The sequence below is a fragment of the Sandaracinobacteroides sp. genome, assembly GCF_057137845.1.
In genome coordinates, this window is record NZ_DBNHFX010000048.1 from 1 (window position 1) to 19,375 (window position 19,375).

Annotated in this window: 20 protein-coding genes; 4 read left to right on the plus strand and 16 right to left on the minus strand. The window is 66.9% G+C overall.

Translation table 11 applies throughout. From position 1 onward, the window contains the following. Positions 1-1,175: trypsin-like peptidase domain-containing protein (locus AC16JP_RS02380; protein WP_484339000.1), on the plus strand; the 1,175-nt coding region annotated here is incomplete at its 5' end. A gap of 22 nt (positions 1,176-1,197) precedes the next feature. On the opposite strand, the gene AC16JP_RS02385 is transcribed toward AC16JP_RS02380, so the two are convergent. From AC16JP_RS02385 to AC16JP_RS02395, 3 genes are all read right to left on the minus strand, one after another. Next, entirely contained in the window at positions 1,198-1,425 is a 228-nt protein-coding gene (locus tag AC16JP_RS02385; RefSeq protein ID WP_484339001.1) for a hypothetical protein, read from the minus strand. Between the two features lie 375 nt (positions 1,426-1,800). Further along, the gene (locus AC16JP_RS02390; RefSeq protein WP_484339002.1) at positions 1,801-3,801 is read right to left on the minus strand and encodes an acetyl-CoA carboxylase biotin carboxylase subunit; all 2,001 of its coding nucleotides are present in this window, start codon (positions 3,799-3,801) and stop codon (positions 1,801-1,803) included. Positions 3,802-3,925: 124 nt separating this feature from the next. Next, positions 3,926-4,486, minus strand: a complete 561-nt coding sequence (locus AC16JP_RS02395) for a YqgE/AlgH family protein (protein WP_484339018.1) — start codon at positions 4,484-4,486, stop codon at positions 3,926-3,928. A gap of 141 nt (positions 4,487-4,627) precedes the next feature. Here AC16JP_RS02395 and AC16JP_RS02400 point away from each other — a divergent pair, with 141 nt between their 5' ends. Together AC16JP_RS02400 and AC16JP_RS02405 are read left to right on the plus strand one after the other, a co-directional pair. Then, the gene (locus AC16JP_RS02400; RefSeq protein ID WP_484339003.1) at positions 4,628-5,110 is read left to right on the plus strand and encodes a redoxin family protein; all 483 of its coding nucleotides are present in this window, start codon (positions 4,628-4,630) and stop codon (positions 5,108-5,110) included. A 10-nt stretch (positions 5,111-5,120) separates the two neighbouring features. Further along, complete coding sequence (locus AC16JP_RS02405; RefSeq protein ID WP_484339004.1) at positions 5,121-5,837, plus strand: dienelactone hydrolase family protein; 717 nt, start codon at positions 5,121-5,123, stop codon at positions 5,835-5,837. A 22-nt stretch (positions 5,838-5,859) separates the two neighbouring features. On the opposite strand, the gene AC16JP_RS02410 is transcribed toward AC16JP_RS02405, so the two are convergent. From AC16JP_RS02410 to AC16JP_RS02465, 12 genes are all read right to left on the minus strand, one after another. Further along, positions 5,860-6,354, minus strand: a complete 495-nt coding sequence (locus AC16JP_RS02410; protein WP_484339005.1) for an RNA pyrophosphohydrolase — start codon at positions 6,352-6,354, stop codon at positions 5,860-5,862. Further along, entirely contained in the window at positions 6,351-7,274 is a 924-nt protein-coding gene (locus tag AC16JP_RS02415) for an alpha/beta hydrolase (RefSeq protein ID WP_484339006.1), read from the minus strand. The genes AC16JP_RS02410 and AC16JP_RS02415 overlap by 4 nt, the downstream gene beginning before the upstream one ends. A gap of 27 nt (positions 7,275-7,301) precedes the next feature. Beyond that, on the minus strand, positions 7,302-8,066 hold the full coding sequence (locus AC16JP_RS02420) for an NAD kinase (protein ID WP_484339007.1): 765 nt from the start codon (positions 8,064-8,066) through the stop codon (positions 7,302-7,304). Next, entirely contained in the window at positions 8,066-9,064 is a 999-nt protein-coding gene (gene moaA / locus AC16JP_RS02425; RefSeq protein WP_484339008.1) for a GTP 3',8-cyclase MoaA, read from the minus strand. Before moaA ends, AC16JP_RS02420 begins: the two co-directional genes overlap by 1 nt. A 92-nt stretch (positions 9,065-9,156) precedes the next feature. Then, positions 9,157-9,690: a demethoxyubiquinone hydroxylase family protein gene (locus AC16JP_RS02430; protein ID WP_484339009.1), complete on the minus strand. Its 534-nt coding sequence runs from the start codon at positions 9,688-9,690 to the stop codon at positions 9,157-9,159. Beyond that, a complete protein-coding gene (locus AC16JP_RS02435; RefSeq protein ID WP_484339010.1) occupies positions 9,687-10,160 on the minus strand; it encodes a disulfide bond formation protein B in 474 nt (157 codons plus the stop codon). The genes AC16JP_RS02430 and AC16JP_RS02435 overlap by 4 nt, the downstream gene beginning before the upstream one ends. Further along, positions 10,157-11,515 carry a S41 family peptidase gene (locus AC16JP_RS02440; protein ID WP_484339011.1) on the minus strand — a complete coding sequence of 453 codons (1,359 nt, stop codon included), beginning with the start codon at positions 11,513-11,515 and terminating at the stop codon, positions 10,157-10,159. Before AC16JP_RS02440 ends, AC16JP_RS02435 begins: the two co-directional genes overlap by 4 nt. 126 nt (positions 11,516-11,641) lie before the next feature. Continuing rightward, positions 11,642-12,058 carry a 23S rRNA (pseudouridine(1915)-N(3))-methyltransferase RlmH gene (locus tag AC16JP_RS02445; protein WP_484339019.1) on the minus strand — a complete coding sequence of 139 codons (417 nt, stop codon included), beginning with the start codon at positions 12,056-12,058 and terminating at the stop codon, positions 11,642-11,644. Next, positions 12,055-12,444 carry a ribosome silencing factor gene (gene rsfS, locus AC16JP_RS02450; protein WP_484339012.1) on the minus strand — a complete coding sequence of 130 codons (390 nt, stop codon included), beginning with the start codon at positions 12,442-12,444 and terminating at the stop codon, positions 12,055-12,057. The genes AC16JP_RS02445 and rsfS overlap by 4 nt, the downstream gene beginning before the upstream one ends. Continuing rightward, the gene (locus tag AC16JP_RS02455; RefSeq protein WP_484339013.1) at positions 12,434-13,051 is read right to left on the minus strand and encodes a nicotinate-nucleotide adenylyltransferase; all 618 of its coding nucleotides are present in this window, start codon (positions 13,049-13,051) and stop codon (positions 12,434-12,436) included. Before AC16JP_RS02455 ends, rsfS begins: the two co-directional genes overlap by 11 nt. Then, the gene (locus tag AC16JP_RS02460; RefSeq protein WP_484339014.1) at positions 13,048-14,319 is read right to left on the minus strand and encodes a glutamate-5-semialdehyde dehydrogenase; all 1,272 of its coding nucleotides are present in this window, start codon (positions 14,317-14,319) and stop codon (positions 13,048-13,050) included. Before AC16JP_RS02460 ends, AC16JP_RS02455 begins: the two co-directional genes overlap by 4 nt. Positions 14,320-14,372: 53 nt before the next feature. Beyond that, entirely contained in the window at positions 14,373-15,698 is a 1,326-nt protein-coding gene (locus tag AC16JP_RS02465; RefSeq protein ID WP_484339015.1) for an amidase, read from the minus strand. A 237-nt stretch (positions 15,699-15,935) separates the two neighbouring features. Between AC16JP_RS02465 and AC16JP_RS02470 the strand changes: the two genes are divergently transcribed. Beyond that, positions 15,936-16,328, plus strand: a complete 393-nt coding sequence (locus AC16JP_RS02470) for a hypothetical protein (protein WP_484339016.1) — start codon at positions 15,936-15,938, stop codon at positions 16,326-16,328. Between the two features lie 39 nt (positions 16,329-16,367). On the opposite strand, the gene AC16JP_RS02475 is transcribed toward AC16JP_RS02470, so the two are convergent. Further along, on the minus strand, positions 16,368-19,375 hold a 3,008-nt coding region (locus tag AC16JP_RS02475; RefSeq protein WP_484339017.1), incomplete at its 5' end, for a translocation/assembly module TamB domain-containing protein.

The following is a 19,375-nucleotide window of genomic DNA, read 5'->3' on the forward strand; positions in this document are numbered from 1 at the left end:
AAAATGCGCTCGGGTCGGGCGTCATCGTCGACGGCAAGGGGCTGGTCATCACCAACAACCATGTCGTCGCCGGGGCCGATCAGATCCTCGTCGCGCTGGCCGACCGGCGCGAATATCCGGCCAAGCTGGTGTTTGCGGAACCCCGCCTTGATCTTGCGCTGCTGCAGATCGACCCGAAGGGCGCGGCGCTTCCCGTTGCCCGGCTGGGAGACAGCGATCGCGCGCAGGTCGGCGATCTGGTGCTGGCGATCGGCAATCCGTTCGGCGTCGGCCAGACCGTGACACAGGGCATCGTTTCAGCGACGGCGCGAACCGGAATCGGCGTGTCGGATGCGCAGTTCTTCATCCAGACCGATGCCTCGATCAACCAGGGCAATTCGGGCGGCGCGCTTGCGGCCATGAACGGCGAAGTGATCGGCATCAATTCCGCCATCCTGACCGGCGGCAACGACGGCGGATCAATCGGGCTGGGGTTTGCGATCCCGTCGAACATGGTGAAAATCTTTCTGCGCGGCGCCAGCAGCGGCAAGCTGGTGACTGCGTGGCTTGGCGTCGAGGGCGAAGCGCTGACCGACGAAAGCGCGCGCAACGCCGGGCTTCGCAACCCGACCGGCGTGCTGCTGACCGACGTGACCGCCAATTCACCCGCCGCCCGCGCCGGCCTGAAGCCGGGCGACATCGTCTATGCGATCGACGGCAAGCCGGTGCTGGACCCTTCGACGCTGCGCTATCAGGTGGCAACGCAACCGGTCGGCGATTCGGTCGTGCTGACGGTGGTGCGGGGCGGCAGCGCCTCGAACATGAAGCTGGAGCTGGCGGCCCCGCCCGAGCAGCCTTCGCGCCAACTGACGCAGCTTGGCGACGGCAGCATTCTGGCCGGTGTGTCGATTGCCAACCTGTCGCCGGCGCTGGCGCAGGAACTGGGCGCGGGGTTGCCCGAAAGCGGGGTGGTGGTGGTGAACGTGCCGCCACGTGCGCCTGCCGCGCGCACCGGTTTCCCGCGCCCCGGCGACATCGTCGAAAGCGTGAACGGGCGCCGGGTGCGCGATGTGGCGGATGTGAAGGCCGCACTTTCCAGCGGCGGCGGCCAGACGGTCTTCGCGCTGAAGCGCGGCGGGCAGCGGGTAGAGTGCCTGTTTCAGGCGCCTTCGAGTTTCGGCTGCCGCGCAGCCTAGGTCAGGTTCGCTGCAGCGCGGCTTAGGCCAGGTTTGCCTGTTGCGCCTTCAGCGGTTGTGCAGCCTCGGCGGTGGCGACCTGGTTGCGGCCGACGCCGAGTGAAACCAGCGCGATCGTCGAGATCGCCATCACCCAATATTGCGGCTGGAGGAACGACGAGACCGTTCCCGTATCGACCCCGGCAATGGCCGGGGCCGCAGCAACGAACGCAGCGAAGAGAGCGACCGAGATTTTACCGATACGGTTCATGCGACCATCCTTGTTCTTCGTTCGTCCGGCCTTGTGCCGGCCGGCTCTTTCTGTGTCCGGGCGGGCGTTATCGCCTCTTGTCCGGTGAAGTGAATGTGCATGGTTAATCCGCCGGAAGCAACGGCCGCATTGTCAAGGATTGCAACCGGATTTCTGCGTTTTGCGTCCGCACCATGGCGCCCGCAGAAACGGAAGAAGGCGCGAGGGCCTGTCGTTCCTCGCGCCTTCCGGCCCGCAACAATCTCTGTTGTCGAACCCGCCTGCCCCTGTTCGAGGTGGCAGGGCCGACCCTGATGTGTGCACGATAATTGGTTAACGCCCCCTGCTTCAAGATGCAGGTCGTGAACGATTGTGAACTGTTGAAGCTGTTGGCCTTCAGCTCTGCTCGAACTCCAGGATGATGGCGTCGACGGCAAGGCTGTCTCCGGCTGTGGCGTGCAGCTTCGCCACCTTCGCCCGCTTTTCGGCGCGCAGGATATTCTCCATCTTCATCGCCTCGACGACGGCCAGTTGCTGCCCGGCCTCGACTTCGTCGCCTTCGGCAACGGCAATCGAAACGACAAGGCCCGGCATCGGGCAGAGCAGGAAGCGCGACATGTCGGGCGCGACCTTGGGGATCATGTGCTGCGCCAGTTCGGCAGCGCGCGGCGTCAACAGCCGCATCGCGTGCTGGCGCCCATGATGGACCAGCGCGAAGCCCGATCCACGGCGATCGATCTGCACCGAGACGGGCGCACCATCCACCCGCGCCTCGACGACTCCGAACGGCGGGATGCGCCCGGCCACCTCGACGGCAACCACCTTACCGTCGACCGTCACCCGATGTGCGCTGCCGTTTCCGGCCAGCGTGACCGTGTGCTGGACGCCATCCAGTTCAACCACCCAGCGCAGGCCGGTGTCGCCCTCGTTCAGGCGGCCATCCACGTGCGCCGCGCGCCGCGCCGCCGCCTGCCCGATCACTGCACCCAGCGCGATCAGAGGCGCCTGTCGCGCTGCATCATCGGGCGCCCCGGCAAAACCCTCGGGATATTCCTCGGCGATGAAGGCCGTCGTCACCTGCTGCCCGTCGCGGAAGCGCGGGTGCTGCATCAGGGCCGACAGAAAATCAGCGTTGTGGCTGATGCCGCGAACGTAAAACCGGTCGAGTGCAGCAATCTGCAGATCGGCAGCGCCGGTTCTGGTCGGCGCATGGGTGATCAGCTTGGCAATCATCGGATCGTAGAACATCGAGATTTCCGACCCCTCGACGACGCCGGTGTCGACGCGGACGCCTTCGGCAGCCGCAGGTTCCGCATAGGCGGTCAGGCGGCCGGTCGAGGGCAGGAAGCCGCGATAGGGGTCTTCGGCATAAAAGCGCGTTTCGATCGCATGGCCATCCAGCCGGACATCGGCCTGGCCGAACGACAGCTTTTCGCCAGCCGCCACGCGGATCATCTGCTCGACGAGGTCAAGCCCGGTGATGCACTCGGTCACGGGGTGTTCGACCTGCAGCCGGGTGTTCATTTCCAGAAAATAAAAGCTGCGGTCGGCGCCGGCGATGAATTCAACGGTGCCCGCCGAACAATAGCCGACCTTGCGCGCCAGTTCGACCGCCTGCTCGCCCATGGCGCGGCGCATTTCGGGCGTGACGAAGGGCGACGGCGCTTCCTCGACGACCTTCTGGTGCCGACGCTGGATCGAGCAGTCGCGCTCGTTCAGATAGACGATGTTGCCGTGCTTGTCGCCCAGCAACTGGATTTCGATGTGGCGCGGCTGCTCGACGAACTTTTCGATGAATACCCGGTCGTCGCCGAAGCTCGCCTTCGCCTCGCGGCGGACGACGTCGAAGCCTTCACGCAGCTCGGCCTCGGTGAAGGCGAGGCGCATACCCTTGCCGCCGCCGCCGGCCGACGCCTTCATCATCACCGGATAACCGATTTCGGCGGCGATGCGGGCGGCGTGGTCGGTGTCGTCGATTTCGCCGACGAAGCCCGGCACGACGTTGACGCCCGCTTCCTTCGCAAGCTTCTTCGATTCGATCTTGTCGCCCATGGCGGCGATCGCTGCCGCCGGCGGGCCGATGAAGGCGATGCCGGCGTCGTCCAAAGCTTTGGCGAACCACTCCCGCTCGGAAAGGAAGCCATAGCCCGGATGGATAGCCTGCGCGCCCGTCGCCTTGGCGATCTCGATGATCTTTTCGCCAAGCAGATAGGATTGCGCAGCGGGCGGCGGCCCCAGATGCACCGCTTCGTCGGCCATACGCACGTGCAGGGCGTCGGCGTCGGCGTCGGAATAGACGGCGACCGTTGCAATGCCGAGCTTCCGGGCCGTTCGAATGACGCGACAGGCGATTTCGCCACGGTTCGCGATCAGGATCTTGTCGAATAGCTTGGCCAAGAAAAACCCCTTTTCGGATTACGGCAACGCCCCAATGCGGCTGGTCAAAGCCGCCCCTGTCGCGCGCGTCAAGGGGCAATTCCCGTTGTCGGGGACGCAACCCCGCACAAAAGCGAATGGCAGGTCAGGCGTGGCCGGCGACGTCGGCCAGCATCCGCGCGTCGATGCCGGCAGCGGCAAAGCCGCCGGTCCAGCGGATGCGGGCATCGGTTTCAAAAACCAGCGAGTCGCTGGCGCCCGTCGTGAACCACCCGTGATGCCGCAATTCGCGTTCCAGTTGCCCCGCCCCCCAACCGGCGTATCCCGTCGCCACCAGCCAGTGCTGCGGGCCGCGCTCCTCGGCGATTGCCGCCAGCACATCCAGCGTGCTGGTCAGCGCCCAGCGTTCGCCGATGTGGCGGGTGTCCTGTCCCGCCCAGTCGGGGGTGTGCAGAACGAAGCCACGGCCGGTTTCGACAGGACCGCCCTGCAGCACCGGGCGCGAGGGCGTATTGCGCGGATCGATCCCAAGCTGGCGCATCAGATCGGGGACGGTGAAGTCGCGGTCTTCGTGGTGGAGGCAGAGACCCAGCGCGCCATGATCGTCGTGCAGACACATGGCAATCACGCTGCGTTCGAAGCGCGCGTCGCCGATGCCGGGCATGGCCAGCAGAAGTTGTCCTGAAAGATATTGCGCGTCGATCATCAGCCCCTGATCATCAGCCCCTGTTCCGACACATGTGTAAACCTCGGCGCGGGCGCTGAACAGATGCTGGACGTGGTGAACGCGCGGCGTTAACTCCATTCCTCGTTCATTTTCACCCTGCACGACGATGAGGAGGTTCCAATGACCATCAAGATTGGCGACAAGCTGCCCGACGCCACGCTGCGGGTGCTGACGGCAGATGGCCCGCAGCCCGTCGAAACCGCCGCCCTGTTCGCTGGCCGCACGGTCGCGCTGTTCGCTGTTCCTGGCGCCTACACCCCCACCTGCTCGGCGAAACATCTGCCGGGGTATCTGGAAAAGGCCGATGAACTGCGCGCCCGTGGCGTCGATGAAATCGTCTGTCTGGCCGTCAACGACCCGTTCGTGATGGGCGCATGGGGCAAGTCCGCCGGGGCCGACGGCAAGGTGACGATGCTGGCCGATGGCAACGGCGATTTCGCCCGCGCCCTCGGCCTGACGATGGATCTTTCGAAGCTTGGCCTGGGGCTTCGGTCGCAGCGTTTCTCGATGCTGGTGAAGGACGGCAAAGTGACCGAACTGAACATCGAAGAGCCGGGCGCGTTCAAGGTTTCCTCGGCGGAACATCTGCTGGGCCAGATCTGAGGGGCGATCGATGGACCTCGAATATTTCGACGGCGCCCAGCGCTGCCTCGGCGTCCTTGAACTTCCCGATGCGAACCGGTTTCCCGGGCCGCGCCCCGGCGTCGTCGCCGTCCACGAGGCATGGGGCCTTGGGGCGCAGGTGCAGCGGCGGGCGAAGATGCTGGCGGAACTCGGCTATGTCGCGCTTGCCGCCGACATTTTCGGCGACCGCCACATCCCGGCCGATCCGCCCGAAGCCTTTGCCATCATCGGCGCATTCGGTGCGGATACTGCGCGGTTAAGGGCACGGGCGTCGGCCGCAGTCGATGCGCTGAAGGCACACCCCGCCTGCGACGGCCGGATCGCTGCCGTCGGCTACTGTTTCGGCGGCCAGACGGTGCTGGAACTGGCGCGCAGCGGCCACCCGGACGTGCTTGGCGTCGTCAGCTTTCATGGCGCGCTGGCAACCGTCACGCCCGCCGAACCGGGCCGGGTGCATGCCAAAATTCTGGTGTGCCACGGCGCCGAAGACCAACTGGTTCCGCATGCGCATCTGCTGGGCCTGCTGGACGAGATGCACAACGCCGGGGCCGATTGCCAGTCGATCGCCTATACCGGCGCGGCGCACAGCTTCACCAACCCCGAAGCACAGGGCCAGTTGAACCCGTCGATCATCTATCACGAAGCAACCGACCGCCGCTCGTGGCAGGCGATGCAGACGCATTTCGCCGAACTGTTCGGCGGATGATCCCCGCCGCTGCGGCCGGGCGCTAGATGAACGGCCGCAGTTCGCGCACCAGCCGGCCATAGAGATCGCGCTTGAACGGCACGATCAGGGCGGAAAGCTCATCCATGGCGGCCCACTGCCATGCACGGAACTCGGCATGGCCGCCGGCCTCATGCGCGAGGAGGTTCACGTCGCTGTCGGCGCCCAGAAAGCGCAGCGCAAACCATTTCTGCCGCTGCCCCCGGTATCGGCCTTTCCACACCCGGCCAACCAGTTCATCGGGCAGGTCGTAGCTCAGCCAGTCGGGCGTCTGCCCCAGCAGCCTGGTATGATGGGCGCAGACGCCGGTTTCTTCTTCCAGTTCGCGCAGCGCCGCCTGGTACGGGTCTTCGCCGGCGTCGATCCCGCCCTGCGGCATCTGCCAGGCCTCCACCTCGGAATCGAAGCGTTGGCCAACGAAGATGCGATTATCGGCGTTGACCAGCATCACGCCGACGCCCGCCCGGTATGGCAGGTTTTCCTTCAGCGACGCGTTCACGCAAGCAGGGCCTTCAGATCGGCGATCTGGCCTTCAAGATCGGCCTGCGCCGAGGGAAGGGCGCCACGCAACTGGGCGGAACCATGCACCTGCCCCGCCGCCTCGCGGAAGATCACGCGGTTGCCGGCGGCAATCAGCTTCGCCGCATAGGCGCGGCCCTGATCGCGTAGCGGATCGAGACCGCAGGTGAACACGACGGCGGGCGGCAGGTTCGTCCAGTCGTCGGAGAGAATGGGCGAAGCCAGCGGGTCGGCCGGATCGGCAGCATAATGGCCGCCGAACCACCCCATGCTGGCGGCGGTCAGCAGATAGCCGTCGGCAAACTCGGCCATCGAGCCTTTGTCGTCGGTCATGTCGACGCCGGGATAGATCAGCCATTGCGCCGCGACCGGCATTTCCTTGCGAAGCGCGCGCGCGGCGATCGCTGAAAGATTGCCGCCAGCCGAATCACCGGCGAAAACCAGTTTGCCAACCTTGAAGCCCAGTTCCGCCGGCGACCGGGAAACCCAGCGGGCGGCCGCCAGCGCATCGTCGACGGCGGCGGGCCACGGCGCTTCGGGGGCAAGACGGTAATCGACCGCCACTGCGTTGCACCCGGCAAGCCGCGCGATTTCGGCGACGAGGCTGTTGTGGGTTTCCAGATCTCCGATGACCCAGCCGCCGCCGTGGAAGAACACGATCGTCAGCCCCAGCGCCGACAGCGTTTCCGGGCGGTAGGTGCGGGCGCGGATGCCGCCCGCCGGGCCGGGGATCAGAATATCGGCCTGCGCAACCGTCGCGGGCGCCGGGCGCTCGGCGATGCTGCCCATCTGGACATACATCTGGCGCGCGGTTGCAGGATCGACTTCGTGCATCAGCGGCCCTCCGGCGGCTGCCAACATGCCAAGCAACTGCTGCACATCCTCGCGCACGAATGTCATGATCGTCCCTTCCACCGGTGGTTGTCGTCAGCTCTGGAACTGCTCCATCATGATCCGGTCGTCCAGTGCGTAACCGGGATCGAACAGCAGTTCGAGCCGTCGCGCAAGGTCGGAAACGATCCTGACTTTCACCACGTTGCGCACTTCGACCTGATCGGCAACGGCGCTGACGGGCCGCCGCGACGATTCCAGAATGCGGAATTCGACGACCGAGCGGTTGTTGACCAGCGCGCCCTTCCAGCGGCGCGGACGGAACGGGCTGAGGGCGGTCAGCGCCAGCAGGTCGCAGTCGAGCGGCAGGATCGGCCCGCCTGCCGACAGGTTGTAGGCGGTCGAGCCGGCTGGCGTGGACAGCAGCACCCCGTCGCACGCCAGTTCATCAAGGCGGACCTTGCCGTCGATCGAAATCTCGATCTTGGCGGCCTGCCGCGTTTCCCGCAGCAGCGAAACCTCGTTGATCGCGGGCGACGTGACGGTCCGCCCGTCGATCGTCGTCGCCTCCATCGTAAGCGGCGACAGGAAGAACCGCTTTGCCGCCGCAACACGCTCGGCAAGGCCGTCAGGGCTGTAATGGTTCATCAGGAACCCGATGGTGCCGCGGTTCATCCCATATACCGGGCGCGGCGCCTGTGCGTTCATCACCCGATGCAATACCGCCAGCATGAACCCGTCGCCGCCAAGCGCCACCACGGCGTCGGCTTCACGGCGGCTGACGAAATGGGTGTTGCCGCGAAGCTCGGCCTCGGCGAGCCGCGCCTGCGGCGTGTCCGAGACGACGAGGCCCAGCTTCATCAACCGCCCGTCGTCGACATGTGGCGGCGGACGGCGGGCGGTGCGGCGCGCCGTTCGATGACGAAATCATGCCCCCTGGGCTTCAGGCGCATCGCCCGGTCGAGTGCCGCATCCAGCGCGCCCGCGCCGCCTTCGCGCAGCAGATCGCGCAGTTCCACCCTGTCTTCCTGCCCGAGGCACAGGAACAGGGTGCCGGTGGCGGTGATCCGCACCCGGTTGCAGCTTTCGCAGAAATTGTGCGTCAGCGGCGTGATGAAGCCCAGCTTCTGCCCGGTGTCGCCCACGCGCACATAACGCGCCGGGCCGCCGGTGCGTTCGGGGCTGTCGACGAGCTGCCAGCGTTCGGCAAGCCTGCGGCGCACTTCCGTCAGCGGCAGATAGCGGTCGGTGCGGTCTTCCTCGATGAGGCCTAGCGGCATGGTTTCGATGAACGTCAGGTCGAAGCCCTGTTCGGCGCACCACGCGGCCATCGGCTCGAACTCGTCTTCATTCAGGCCCTTCAGCGCCACCATGTTGATCTTCACGGCAAGCCCGCGCGCCCTGGCGGCGGCAATGCCTTCCAGCACCGGCCGCAGATCGCCGGTGCGGGTGATCTGCCGGAACCGCGCCTGGTCGCGCGTGTCGAGGCTGACGTTCACGCGCCGCACGCCTGCTTCGGCCAGCGCGTCGACGAACAGCGCCAGCCTGCTGCCGTTGGTGGTGAGAGTGAGTTCCTGCAAGCCGCCATCCAGATGGCGCTTCAGCATGTTCAGCAGTTCGGGGAAGCCCTTGCGCACCAGTGGTTCGCCGCCGGTCAGCCGCAGCCGCGTCACGCCGCGTGCAACGAAGGCGCCGGCTACCTGATCCAGTTCCTCCAGCGTCAGCAGGTCGCGCCGGGGAAGGAACTGCATATCCAGCGGCATGCAGTAAGTGCAGCGAAAGTCGCAGCGGTCGGTCACCGACATGCGGACATAGCTGATCCGCCGCCCGAAACCGTCGATGAGAGGTCGTGCCGACATGGCGCCTATCTAGGCGCTGCCGCCTGCAACACAAAGATGAAAACGCCGCGATGTTGATGAAAGACGTCGCGGCACTTCATCGCACCGGCGGTTCAGACCTTTTCGCTGAGCCGGATCGCCGCCCTGCAACCGGCGCGCACCAGCGCCGAAAGCAGCGGGTAGGCAGGCGCTTCCTCGGCGCCGTGCGCAAGCGCGCTGTCGCGGTGCTCGACCTCTTCGGCCTGAAATTCGGCGATCAGTGCTTCAAGTTCGGGTTCGTCGTCGGCCAGCGCGTCACGCTGCGCCTGATAATGGCGGTCGATCTCGGTCTCGACGGCGGCTGTCACCGCCATGGCCGCTTTCGGCCCCATAAGCGCCGACACCGCCCCCAGCGCAAAGCCCGCGCGGTGCCAGAACGGCAGCAGCAGCGTCGGGCGCACGCGCCGGTCGACGATGAGGCGCTCGAACGCGGCGAGATGGCGGTCCTCCTGTTCGGCCATGCGGGCAACCTCGGCCGAGACGGCGGAACGCGTGCCCATCACCGCAAGCTGGCCGGCATAAATGCGCGTTGCGCCATATTCGCCGGCATGATCGACCCGGATCATCGCCTTCGGGTCGGGTTGCGGGTCGCCTGCAAGCCGTGTCATTTCCTGGCCTCCGTAAACAGCAGGATCGCTGCGCCGCACAGGGCCGCTCCCGCCGAAATCAGCGCATTCCAGCCTGCCATCGAAATGCCGAACATGCTCCAGGGGATCTGGTCGCAGCGGACGAGCGGCGCCTTCATCAGCGAATCGAGCATTTCAGCCGCCGACATGCCTGCCGCGACAGGCGCCGTGCAGGCGGTGACGCCCTCCCACCATTTCTGCTCGACACCGGCGTGATACAGCCCCAGCCCGGCGGCCACCAGCATGGCGGCGACCGCTAGCCAGGCAATCGCGCGGTTCCTCAGCAGCATCGCAAGAGCCGCAACCAGCAGCACCGCCACATGCGCATAGCGCTGCCAGTAGCACATCTCGCAGGGTGGGAGGCCGCCCAGATACTGGAAGCCGAGCGCACCCAGCAGCAGGCTGCCGGATACCGCGAACAAGAGCAGCGGCGCCTGCCTCGCGCCGGTCATTGCTTCACGGCCGTTCCATCCTGCGAAGCAACGGCAAGCTTTTGCGGCGCTGGCTTCGACGGGCCGAGACGCTCGACCAGCTTCACTGCATAGTCGAGCTGGAAGTCGAGGATGCCCTTCTTCTTGAGTTCGTCCGCAGTGAACGAGAAACGCGGTTCCGGCTTGCCGTCGTCCTCGACGATGCGGTCGTCGACCTTCTTTTCGGCGATCAGGTGGTTCCGAAGATCGGCTTCGCGGACGCGCGGCCGTTCGGCGCGGCTTGCATCGCTGAGCTGCGGCACCACGATGTCGGGGTCGATCCCGGCTTCCTGCACCGACCGGCCTGCAGGCGTATAATAGCGCGCCGTCGTCAGCCGCAGCGCTGATTCGGCGGTCAGCGGGATCAGCGTCTGCACCGAGCCTTTGCCGAAGGTGCGCTGGCCGATTACCAGCCCGCGCTTCTGGTCCTGCAGGGCGCCCGCCACGATTTCCGCCGCCGAAGCCGAGCCTTCGTCGACCAGCACCACGATCGGCTTGCCGGCGGCCAGATCACCCGCCTTGGCGTAATAGCGCTCGATGTCGTCCTTGGTGCGCCCGCGCTGGGAAACGATCTCGCCGCGATCGAGGAAGGTGTCCGAGACCTCGATCGCCTGATCGAGCAGCCCGCCCGGATTCGAGCGCAGGTCGATCACGAAACCCGCAAGGTCCGGGCCGATCTTCTTCGTCAGATCGACGACGGCTTCACGCGTTGCTTCGCCGGTCTGGCGGTTGAAAGTGCTGATGCGGATCACGCCCACATCGCCCTTTGCTTCCCATTTGACGGGGCGCATGCGGATCACTTCCCGCGTCAGGTCGAATGTCAGCGGCTTTGCTTCGCCCGGCCGTACGACTGTCAGCTTGATCTTCGTGCCCGGCTTGCCGCGCATCTTGTCCACGGCATCGTTCAGCGTCGAGCCGACGATCAACTGGTCGTCGATGTGGGTGATGAAATCGCCCGAACGGATCCCGGCGCGGGCGGCCGGGGTGTCGTCGGTTGGCGCTACCACCTTCACCGCCCCGTCCTCGGCCTGCACCGTCAGCCCGAGGCCGCCATATTCGCCGTCGGTCTGCGAGCGCATGTTCTCGGCGTCACGCTCGTCGAGGTAGGAGGAATGCGGGTCGAGGCTGGCCAGCATGCCGTTGATCGCGCCCTCGATCAGCTTCTTGTCGTCCACCTTGTCGACATAGGATTCGCGGACCTTCAGGAATACGTCCATCAGCGAATCGAGTTCGCGCCACGTTTCATTGCCGCGCGCGGCGTTGACGGCCGGCGGCACGGCGGTCGCCAGCAGCGCGCCCGCAGAACCTGCAACCAGCGTAAGGACGATCGGTTTCATCACGCACCTTTCCCGGGATGACTTCCCGGCAACGAGCCGCCGGGCGCCATCTGCCGACATTCTGACACTAGCAGAGTGAACGGGTTGTGAAAAAGCCCGCGTTCAATCGCGATGCCAGACCCCGCGTCAATCGCGATGATAGGGATGCCCGGCAAGGATCGACCAGGCGCGATAGAGCTGCTCGGCCAGCATCGCCCGCGCCAGCAGGTGCGGCCATGTCGCGGGGCCGAGCGCCAGCAGCAGATCGGCGCTCTTGCGCGTTGCCTCGGCATGGCCGTCGGCGGGGCCGAGCAGAAACCGCACTTCGCGCACACCCTGATCGCGCCAGCCGCCCAGACGGTGCGCGAAAGCCGTGCTGGAAAGCGCGGTTCCGCGTTCGTCCAGCACGACGGTGCGGCTGCCCGAAGGCGCCGGCGGAAAGGCCGCATGTTCGGCAAGTTCGGTGACGGTCGCGCCCCACGGGATGCGGCCCAGATAACGTTCCACCAGTTCCGCCTCGGCGCTGCGCCCGGCGCGGCCATAGGCGAACAGCGCGAACTTCAGGGCCGCGCCCCCGGAGCGCGCAATGGCGCGCCATCGGCATCGAATGTCCACATTTTTTCCAGCCCGTAGAACTGGCGCACTTCCGGCCGGAACAGGTGGACGATCACGTCGCGCGCGTCGATCAGCACCCAGTCGGCGGCAGCAAGCCCCTCGACGCGGACGGTCTGGTGAAGCTGTTGTTTCACCTCGGCCTCGATCCGCTGGGCAAGCGCCGCCACCTGCCGCGTCGAACGGCCGGATGCGATCACCATATAGTCGGCAATCGCGCTTTTGCCGGCCAGCGGGATCGACACGACTTCTTCGGCCTGCCCATCGTCGAGGCATTTCAGGATAAGCTTGTGGAGGGCCTCGATCGCCTGATCGGTGCCCGAAGGTTCAGCGTTCAATCGGAAATTCCTGTCTTTCGGAGAGTTCTGCCGCCCAGTCGGGCTGTGCCCGGCGGATCGCGGTGGCGGAGCGTGCGTCCAGTCCATAGTCCACGAGTGCGATTCCGGGCAGATTCCAGCTCCTCCATCCGGCCGTCGATTTGTGGCGAAACCGCCCGAGCCAGCCCATGACCGGGGAGAACTGGCTACGCCCAGCATATCGCGGCCGGGCAAAGACCACAATCGGCGCCTGACGCGCGATCGTCCGCCAGTCGGCCCAGCGGTGAAACTGCGCAAGATTGTCGGCCCCCATCAGCCATACGAACCGGACGTGCGGAAACCGCCTTCTCAGTGCCCGCAGGGTATCGACGGTGCGCCGGGTGCCGAGCTTCTCCTCGATCGCGGTGGCGCGGATGCGCGGATGCCGCGCCACACGCTGCGCCGATTGCAGCCGCGCGGCCAGCGGCGCCATGCCCGCTTCCGGTTTCAACGGGTTCTGCGGACTGACCAGCCACCAGACCTCGTCCAGCCCGAGGCGTTCGAGCGCCGCCACGCTGACATGTCGATGGCCGCCATGCGCGGGGTTGAAGGAACCGCCCAGCAGTCCGACCGAGGCGCCGCGCTTCAAACCGGCCTCACCTGCCCGGTTCCCAGCACCTGTGTCTTGTAGGTGGTGAGGCCTTCCAGCGCCACCGGCCCGCGTGCATGCAGGCGCCCGGTCGCTATGCCGATCTCGGCGCCGAAACCGAATTCACCGCCATCGGCAAACTGGGTGGAGGCGTTCCACAACAGAATCGCCGAATCGACTTCGGCAAGAAACCGTGCTGCCGCCGATTCGTCGGCGGTCACGATGGCGTCGGTGTGGTGGCTGCCGTGCCGGGCGATATGCGCAATCGCGCCCGCCACGCCGTTCACCTGTGCAACGGCGGCGATCGGTTCGAGATACTCGCGGTCCCAGTCGTCTGGTTCGGCCTTTTTCAGCCTGTCGTCGAGGGGCAACAGCGCATCGTCGGCCCGCAGTTCGCATCCGGCATCGAGAAGCGCGGAAACCAGCGCCGCCTTGGGGCCATAGGCTGCGTCGATCAGCAGGGTTTCCATCGCGCCGCACACGCCCGTGCGCCGCATTTTGGCGTTGACGGCGACGGAAACCGCCATCGCCGGATCGGCAGCACCATCGACATAGACATGGTTGTTGCCGTCGAGATGCGCCAGCACCGGAACCCGCGCTTCCGCCTGCACGCGGGCAACCAGCCCCTTGCCGCCGCGCGGAATCAGCACGTCGATCAGTCCATCGGCCGCCAGCATCGCCCCGACCATCGCCCGATCGGCGGTATCGACGACCTGCACTGCATCGGCCGGAAGGCCGGCCTGCTCCAGCCCCTCGACGAGTGCGGCATGCAGGGCCAACGCCGAAGACAGCGCCTCGCTTCCGGCGCGCAGGATCGCGGCGTTGCCAGCCATCAGGCACAGCATGCCGGCGTCGGCCGTCACGTTGGGGCGCGATTCGTAGATGATGCCGACGACACCCAGCGGAACGCGCACCCGCCGGAACTGCAAACCGTTGGGGCGCGTCCATTCAGCGATCACCTGCCCCACGGGATCGGACAGTTCCGCCAGTTCATCGAGTGCGCGGGCGATTCCCTCGATCCGGGCGGGATCCAGAAGAAGGCGGTCGCGCATTGCCGGCGAAAGCGCGGTGGCGGCCGCCATGTCGGCACGGTTGGCCGCCTCGATTTCCGTTGCCCGCCTGCGGATCACGGCGGCTGCGTTGCGCACGGCCTGCGCCTTTTGCGCGGTGGGTGCAGTGGCCAGCACGCGGGCGGCTGCACGCGCACGCGCCCCCATCGCCGCCATTTGCGCGCCTGCATCGAACCCGTCTGCTGCCTTGCCGTTCATCGCGCCCTCTATAGGCAGTGCTGGCGCCGGGGCAAACGCCTGCGCTGCAACCGTCAGGCAAAGGCCGGGGGCAGCCCGACGGCATTGATCGCCGATTCGAGGGCGGCCGCCAGCTTGATGAGGGCCAGATCCTCGCCCGCCCGGCCGATCAGTTGCACGCCGACGGGCAGGCCGTCCGCCGTCCACCCGGCAGCTATGGCTGCGGCCGGCAATCCCGCAAGGCTGGCAAGACAGGTGAAATCGCCAAGCGTGTCGGGGGGTTCCTCGCCGGCGGCGGGCGGCGCCGTGGGCGTCGTCGGCAGCAGGATGGCGTCAGCCACGCGCAGCATCGACCGCACACCGCTACCTGCATCGTCGATCAGCCGCGCACCTTGCGCGCGGACGGCGGGGGATATGGTCGCGGCGATTTCCAGCCAGCCTTGCAGCCGTGGTGACAGGTCGGCCTGGCGAAAGGAAAGCGGCCCGCCGAGCAGATCGCGCAAACCGTCGACCGCCTGCGTGAAAGCCGCAAGGCGAAGGCCCGCGTGGTCGGCTTCGAGCCGGCGCGGTTCGATGGTGTGGCCCAGCCCCTTCAGCAGCGAGGCCGCAAGCCTGAAGGCCGCAGCGACGGCCGGGTCGAGGTCGGTTGAGTGTGCCCATTCGGGAACGGCGATGCGCGGCAATGTCCGCGCGGGCAGCGGCGACGCCAGCACACCAAGCAGCAGCCCGCAATCATCGATGTGCCGCGTCATCGGGCCGATGCAGTCGAGCGCGGGCGAAAGCGGGATCAGCCCTTCGGTCGGCACCAGCCCGGTGGTCGGCTTCAGGCCGGCGATGCCGCACCACCCGGCAGGGATGCGAATGGAACCCAGCGTATCGGTGCCAAGAGCAGCCGCGCACAAACCGGCCGCAACCGCAACCGCTGAACCCCCCGACGAACCGCCGGGCGACCGATCCGGCTGCCATGGATTTCGGGTGGCGCCGAAATGCGGATTGTCGGTGATGGCGCCCAGCGCCGCCTCGTCCATGTTGCAAAGCCCCAGAATGACGGCGCCCGCCGCACGCAGGCTTGCGACCGCCTGCGCGTCGGCGCTGGCAATGTTGCCCGAAAGTGCACCGATTCCCGCATGGTGCGGCATTCCCCGGACTGCGATATTCGCCTTTACTGCAACCGGCAGTCCCTCCAGCGGGCGCGGCGTGCCTGCATCATAGGCAGCGGACGACCGTTCGGCCGAGGCAAGCGCTCCTGCCCGGTCAAGATGGACGAAGGCGTTCAGCGCCGGGTTGCAGCGATCGATCCGGTCGAGGAAGTGGCGGGTGGTCTGGACGACGCTGACCCGCCCTGCGGCGAAAGATCGAAGCAGCGCGTGCGCCCCGAGCCGGTGCACCGCTGACGCCATTGCCTGTCTCCTCGCACGGTACCCGCCACCCTTGCGGATATCCGCTGCATGGCACCTGAACCCGATCGCCGCAACCGCATGCCGGATGGCTCGGCGCTTCGACTTGCGCTAATGTAAGCGCTCGTTCATGCATCGGGGCCAACAAGGCTCCCCAAAAAGGGCGCCATCGCGCCATCGCACCAAATGCGGGAGTTATTGATGCGTCGGGTTGTCGGACATCTGTTCTTTGCAGTTCCCATGGCACTGGTTCCGCTGGCGGTCGCCTCCGCCGCACAGGCGCAGGACGGGTCGTATCGCAGCCGGACCATCGTGGTGTTCGGCGACGACCCCTGCCCCAAGGCCACCAACCCGGACGAGATCATCGTCTGCGCGCGCCGCCCTGAGGAAGAACGCTACCGCATCCCGAAAAACCTGCGCGAGGAAGAACGCGCAGCGATTGCACGTCGCGACGACGTGGCGGCAGGCCGCGCGGCGCTGGCAAGCGGCCAGCCTTCGGCTACCGGCATCGGCAGTTGCTCGACGGCAGGTGCCGGCGGTGTGATCGGCTGCACCAGGGGGCTGAACGTCGTGCAGGGCGCCAAAACCATCATCGAAGGCGTGAAAACCGCAACCGAACCGACTGACGACTGACGGCTGATAAGCAGCGGCAGGCACGCAGAAGCGGGCGTGTCAGTTCTCGCGCTGGTAGCGCAGGTTGATCGAACTGTTCCCCATCGAGCTGACCTCGATGAACAGGCTCCAGATGCGGCTCAGCGTCAGTTGCAATGTCGTCAGGGTGTTGCCGTGGCTGTCGGTGATGACTTCGGCATAGACGTTGCGCGTAATGCGCTTGCCGATGGCGATGCCGCTGCCCATGCCGCTTTGGGCGTTGTCGCCGACGAGGCGAAGCCGGTCGAGACCGATCGAGCGGCGGATCTTGCCCATCGTGTCGACGCCTGATTGCAGCCCGGCGATCGCCGTCGCCAGTTGCACCGCTTCCGTGACCGAAAGATCGGCAACCGACGATCCGAACAGCAGCCGGGCAAGAATTTCATCCTCGGGCAGGGTGGGGCTGGAACTGAACCGCACTTCAGGCTTGCCGGCGGTGCCGGCGATGGTGACGAAGGCGGTCACGTCCTGCGCGCGGGTCTGGGCGCGGATGTCGATCGAACTGTCGAGCGGCTTGCCGTTGAACACCACCCGGCCGCTGGTGATGGTGAAATCGCTGCCGGCAAAGCCGAAATCGCCGCGCGCAAGCGTCGCCGTTCCCAACAGCATCGGCTGATCCAGCGTGCCGCGAATGCGGACGTCGCCGCCCCATGTGCTGTCGAGACCCATGCCCTCGACGCGGACACGGTCGTCGGCGCGGACTCGAACATCGAGCTTTATGCGCGTCGTCGAGAATGTCGGCTCGGGCTGCGGCACAACCACCGCCCCTTCGCGGCGAACCGCCAGTTGCGGCACCTCACTGTTCGCCACCTGCACGAGCTGCATGTAGGCGCTGTCCACCCTGAGGTCGCCGCTGAGTGTCGCCGCCGATTCGTCGCCCTTGAGGCGCAACGGCCCGGACAGCGTCACCTGCATCGTGTCGCTGTTGGCGACCCGCGCATTCGCCAATTCGAGGCCGATGTCGATCGCCGACGCCGCGCCGAAGCGGACGAAGCCCGAACCCTTGATGGTTCCGCCATTCGCCCGGCCCTCCAGCGCCACCAGCTTCAGCATCGCGCCGGTGAACTGGCCGTCGAAGCCGATATCGACGATTTCCGTGCCGAACGCCGCGTTGCGATAGATCAGCCCCTTGCCGCGCGCGATGCCGCGCAGTTCCGGGTTGGCGGGCGTTCCGGCAAAATCCGCAGCGACCGCCACTGCGCCCTTCAATTCCTGGCCTTCGGCGCCGAACGACGCCCAGATCGGTTCGACCGGCCCGTTGTAGCGCACGCCGCCCGACATCGTTCCGGCAAGAAAGCGGTCGGTCGGCGTTTCGCCGATGCCCGGCTCTACCTTCAACACCACCCGGCCAAGATCATGTTGCAGCCAACTGAACTTCGCCCCCAGTTGCAGGCCGCCGCCTTCCGAACGCGCCGCCAGCCGGACATCGACCGGCACGGTGATGCCGGTGATGCTGGAGCGTTGCAGGCCTTTCACCGTCAGGTCGGCCTCGCCCGAGGGGATGATCGATTCCTTTTCGGACCGCACCACCACCTGCCCGTTGACGGTGCCGCCGACGCCCAGCCCGCCCTGAAACAGATCGAGGATCGCGAGGTCGATGTCGCGCAGGACCAGCCGCAATTCACCCTGCCCGCCGACCACGCCCGCCGCTTCCACCTGCCCGCGCGGCAGCAGCAGCCGTGCCGGCTTCAGTTCCCAGCCTTCCTTGGTGCGCACCATCCTCGCCGGATGTTCGAGCTTCAGCGGTTTTTTGCCGACGGTTCCATCCAGCGAAATCGCGTAGCCATTGGGCACTGTCTGGATGCGCGAGGCGGCGACGAAGGGCTGGCCGTCGCCCGCGCGGCCGCTGGCGTTCAGCGTGGCGACGCCGTTCGGGCCTGCCAGATTGGCCGTGCCCTGCACATTGGTCAGCAGCAGCCCGTCGCGGGTGACGCCCTGCATGCGGAAGGCGCCGCGCAGGTGCGGCCTGCCGGGCACCAGCAACAGCGTGAACTGTGCGCTGCCCTTGCCGATGCCGATCGGTGTCGGCAGCGGCAGCCGGGCGTTGATCGCCCGCGCCACAAGATCGACCTGCTGCACGCCGCGCTGGTCCTTGAAGTCGATGTTCGCGTCGATGCCGCGCCCGTCGACCTGCAACACCCCGGCGAACGGCCCGGCCGCCGTCTGCATCAGCTTGCCGGTGGCGTTGACGCCGGCCAGTTCGGCGCGCTCGATGGTCAGCGTCAGCGGCGCCCCGCGCCCCATGCCGACGATGACCCGCGCATCGAGCGGGCCTTGCGGGCTGTCGGCGTTCGCAACCAGCAGCAGCCCGGATTCGACAGGCGACAGATCGGCGACGAGATCGGTGAGGCCCAGCCCGAAACCGGGCGCCGGCATCTTCAGGGTGGCGCGGGGCGCCGCAGACGTGCCGGCGGCCGTAAGGGTGAAACGGCCGTGGCTGCGATGGGCGCCCGCCGCATCGAAACTGAAACGGCCGGTCGCCGGGTCATAGCCGCCGTGTGCCCCAGCGACATTCAGGTTGGGGCTTGCAAGGCTGACCGCCGAAACCGCGATCGTGCCACCGGGGGCCAGTGCGAACTGGCCGCTGGCGGTTGGCAGCCCGCCCAGAAAATTGGCGACGGACTGGTTGTCCAACCCATGCGCGCGCATCTCGAAGCGGCCGTTGGCGGCCGCGCGCCCGCCTGGCGCGCGCGCAACGGCCACCGAAGCGCGCACCAATGCCGGGCCGACGCCGGGCACCTGAAAGCGGTTGACCGATGCGTCGAGACTGGCGGCCAGCCGGCCGTCGGCATGCAGGGTTCCGCTTCCGCCTGCGGTCAGCATCGTCGTCGAGAGCTTCACACCTTCGGCCCGCAGCACGCCGCCGGCATAGGTCATGGTGCCGGAGAGGCGCGGGTTCACCAGCAGCGCCGCCATCTCGGGTTGCAGGCCGATCGTCGTTGCCGCGCGCGCGCTGAAGCTGACGGTCAGAGGCCGGTCGGCCTGCGCCCGTTGCACGCGCCCCTCGGCTTGCAGGCCGTTGGCGCCCA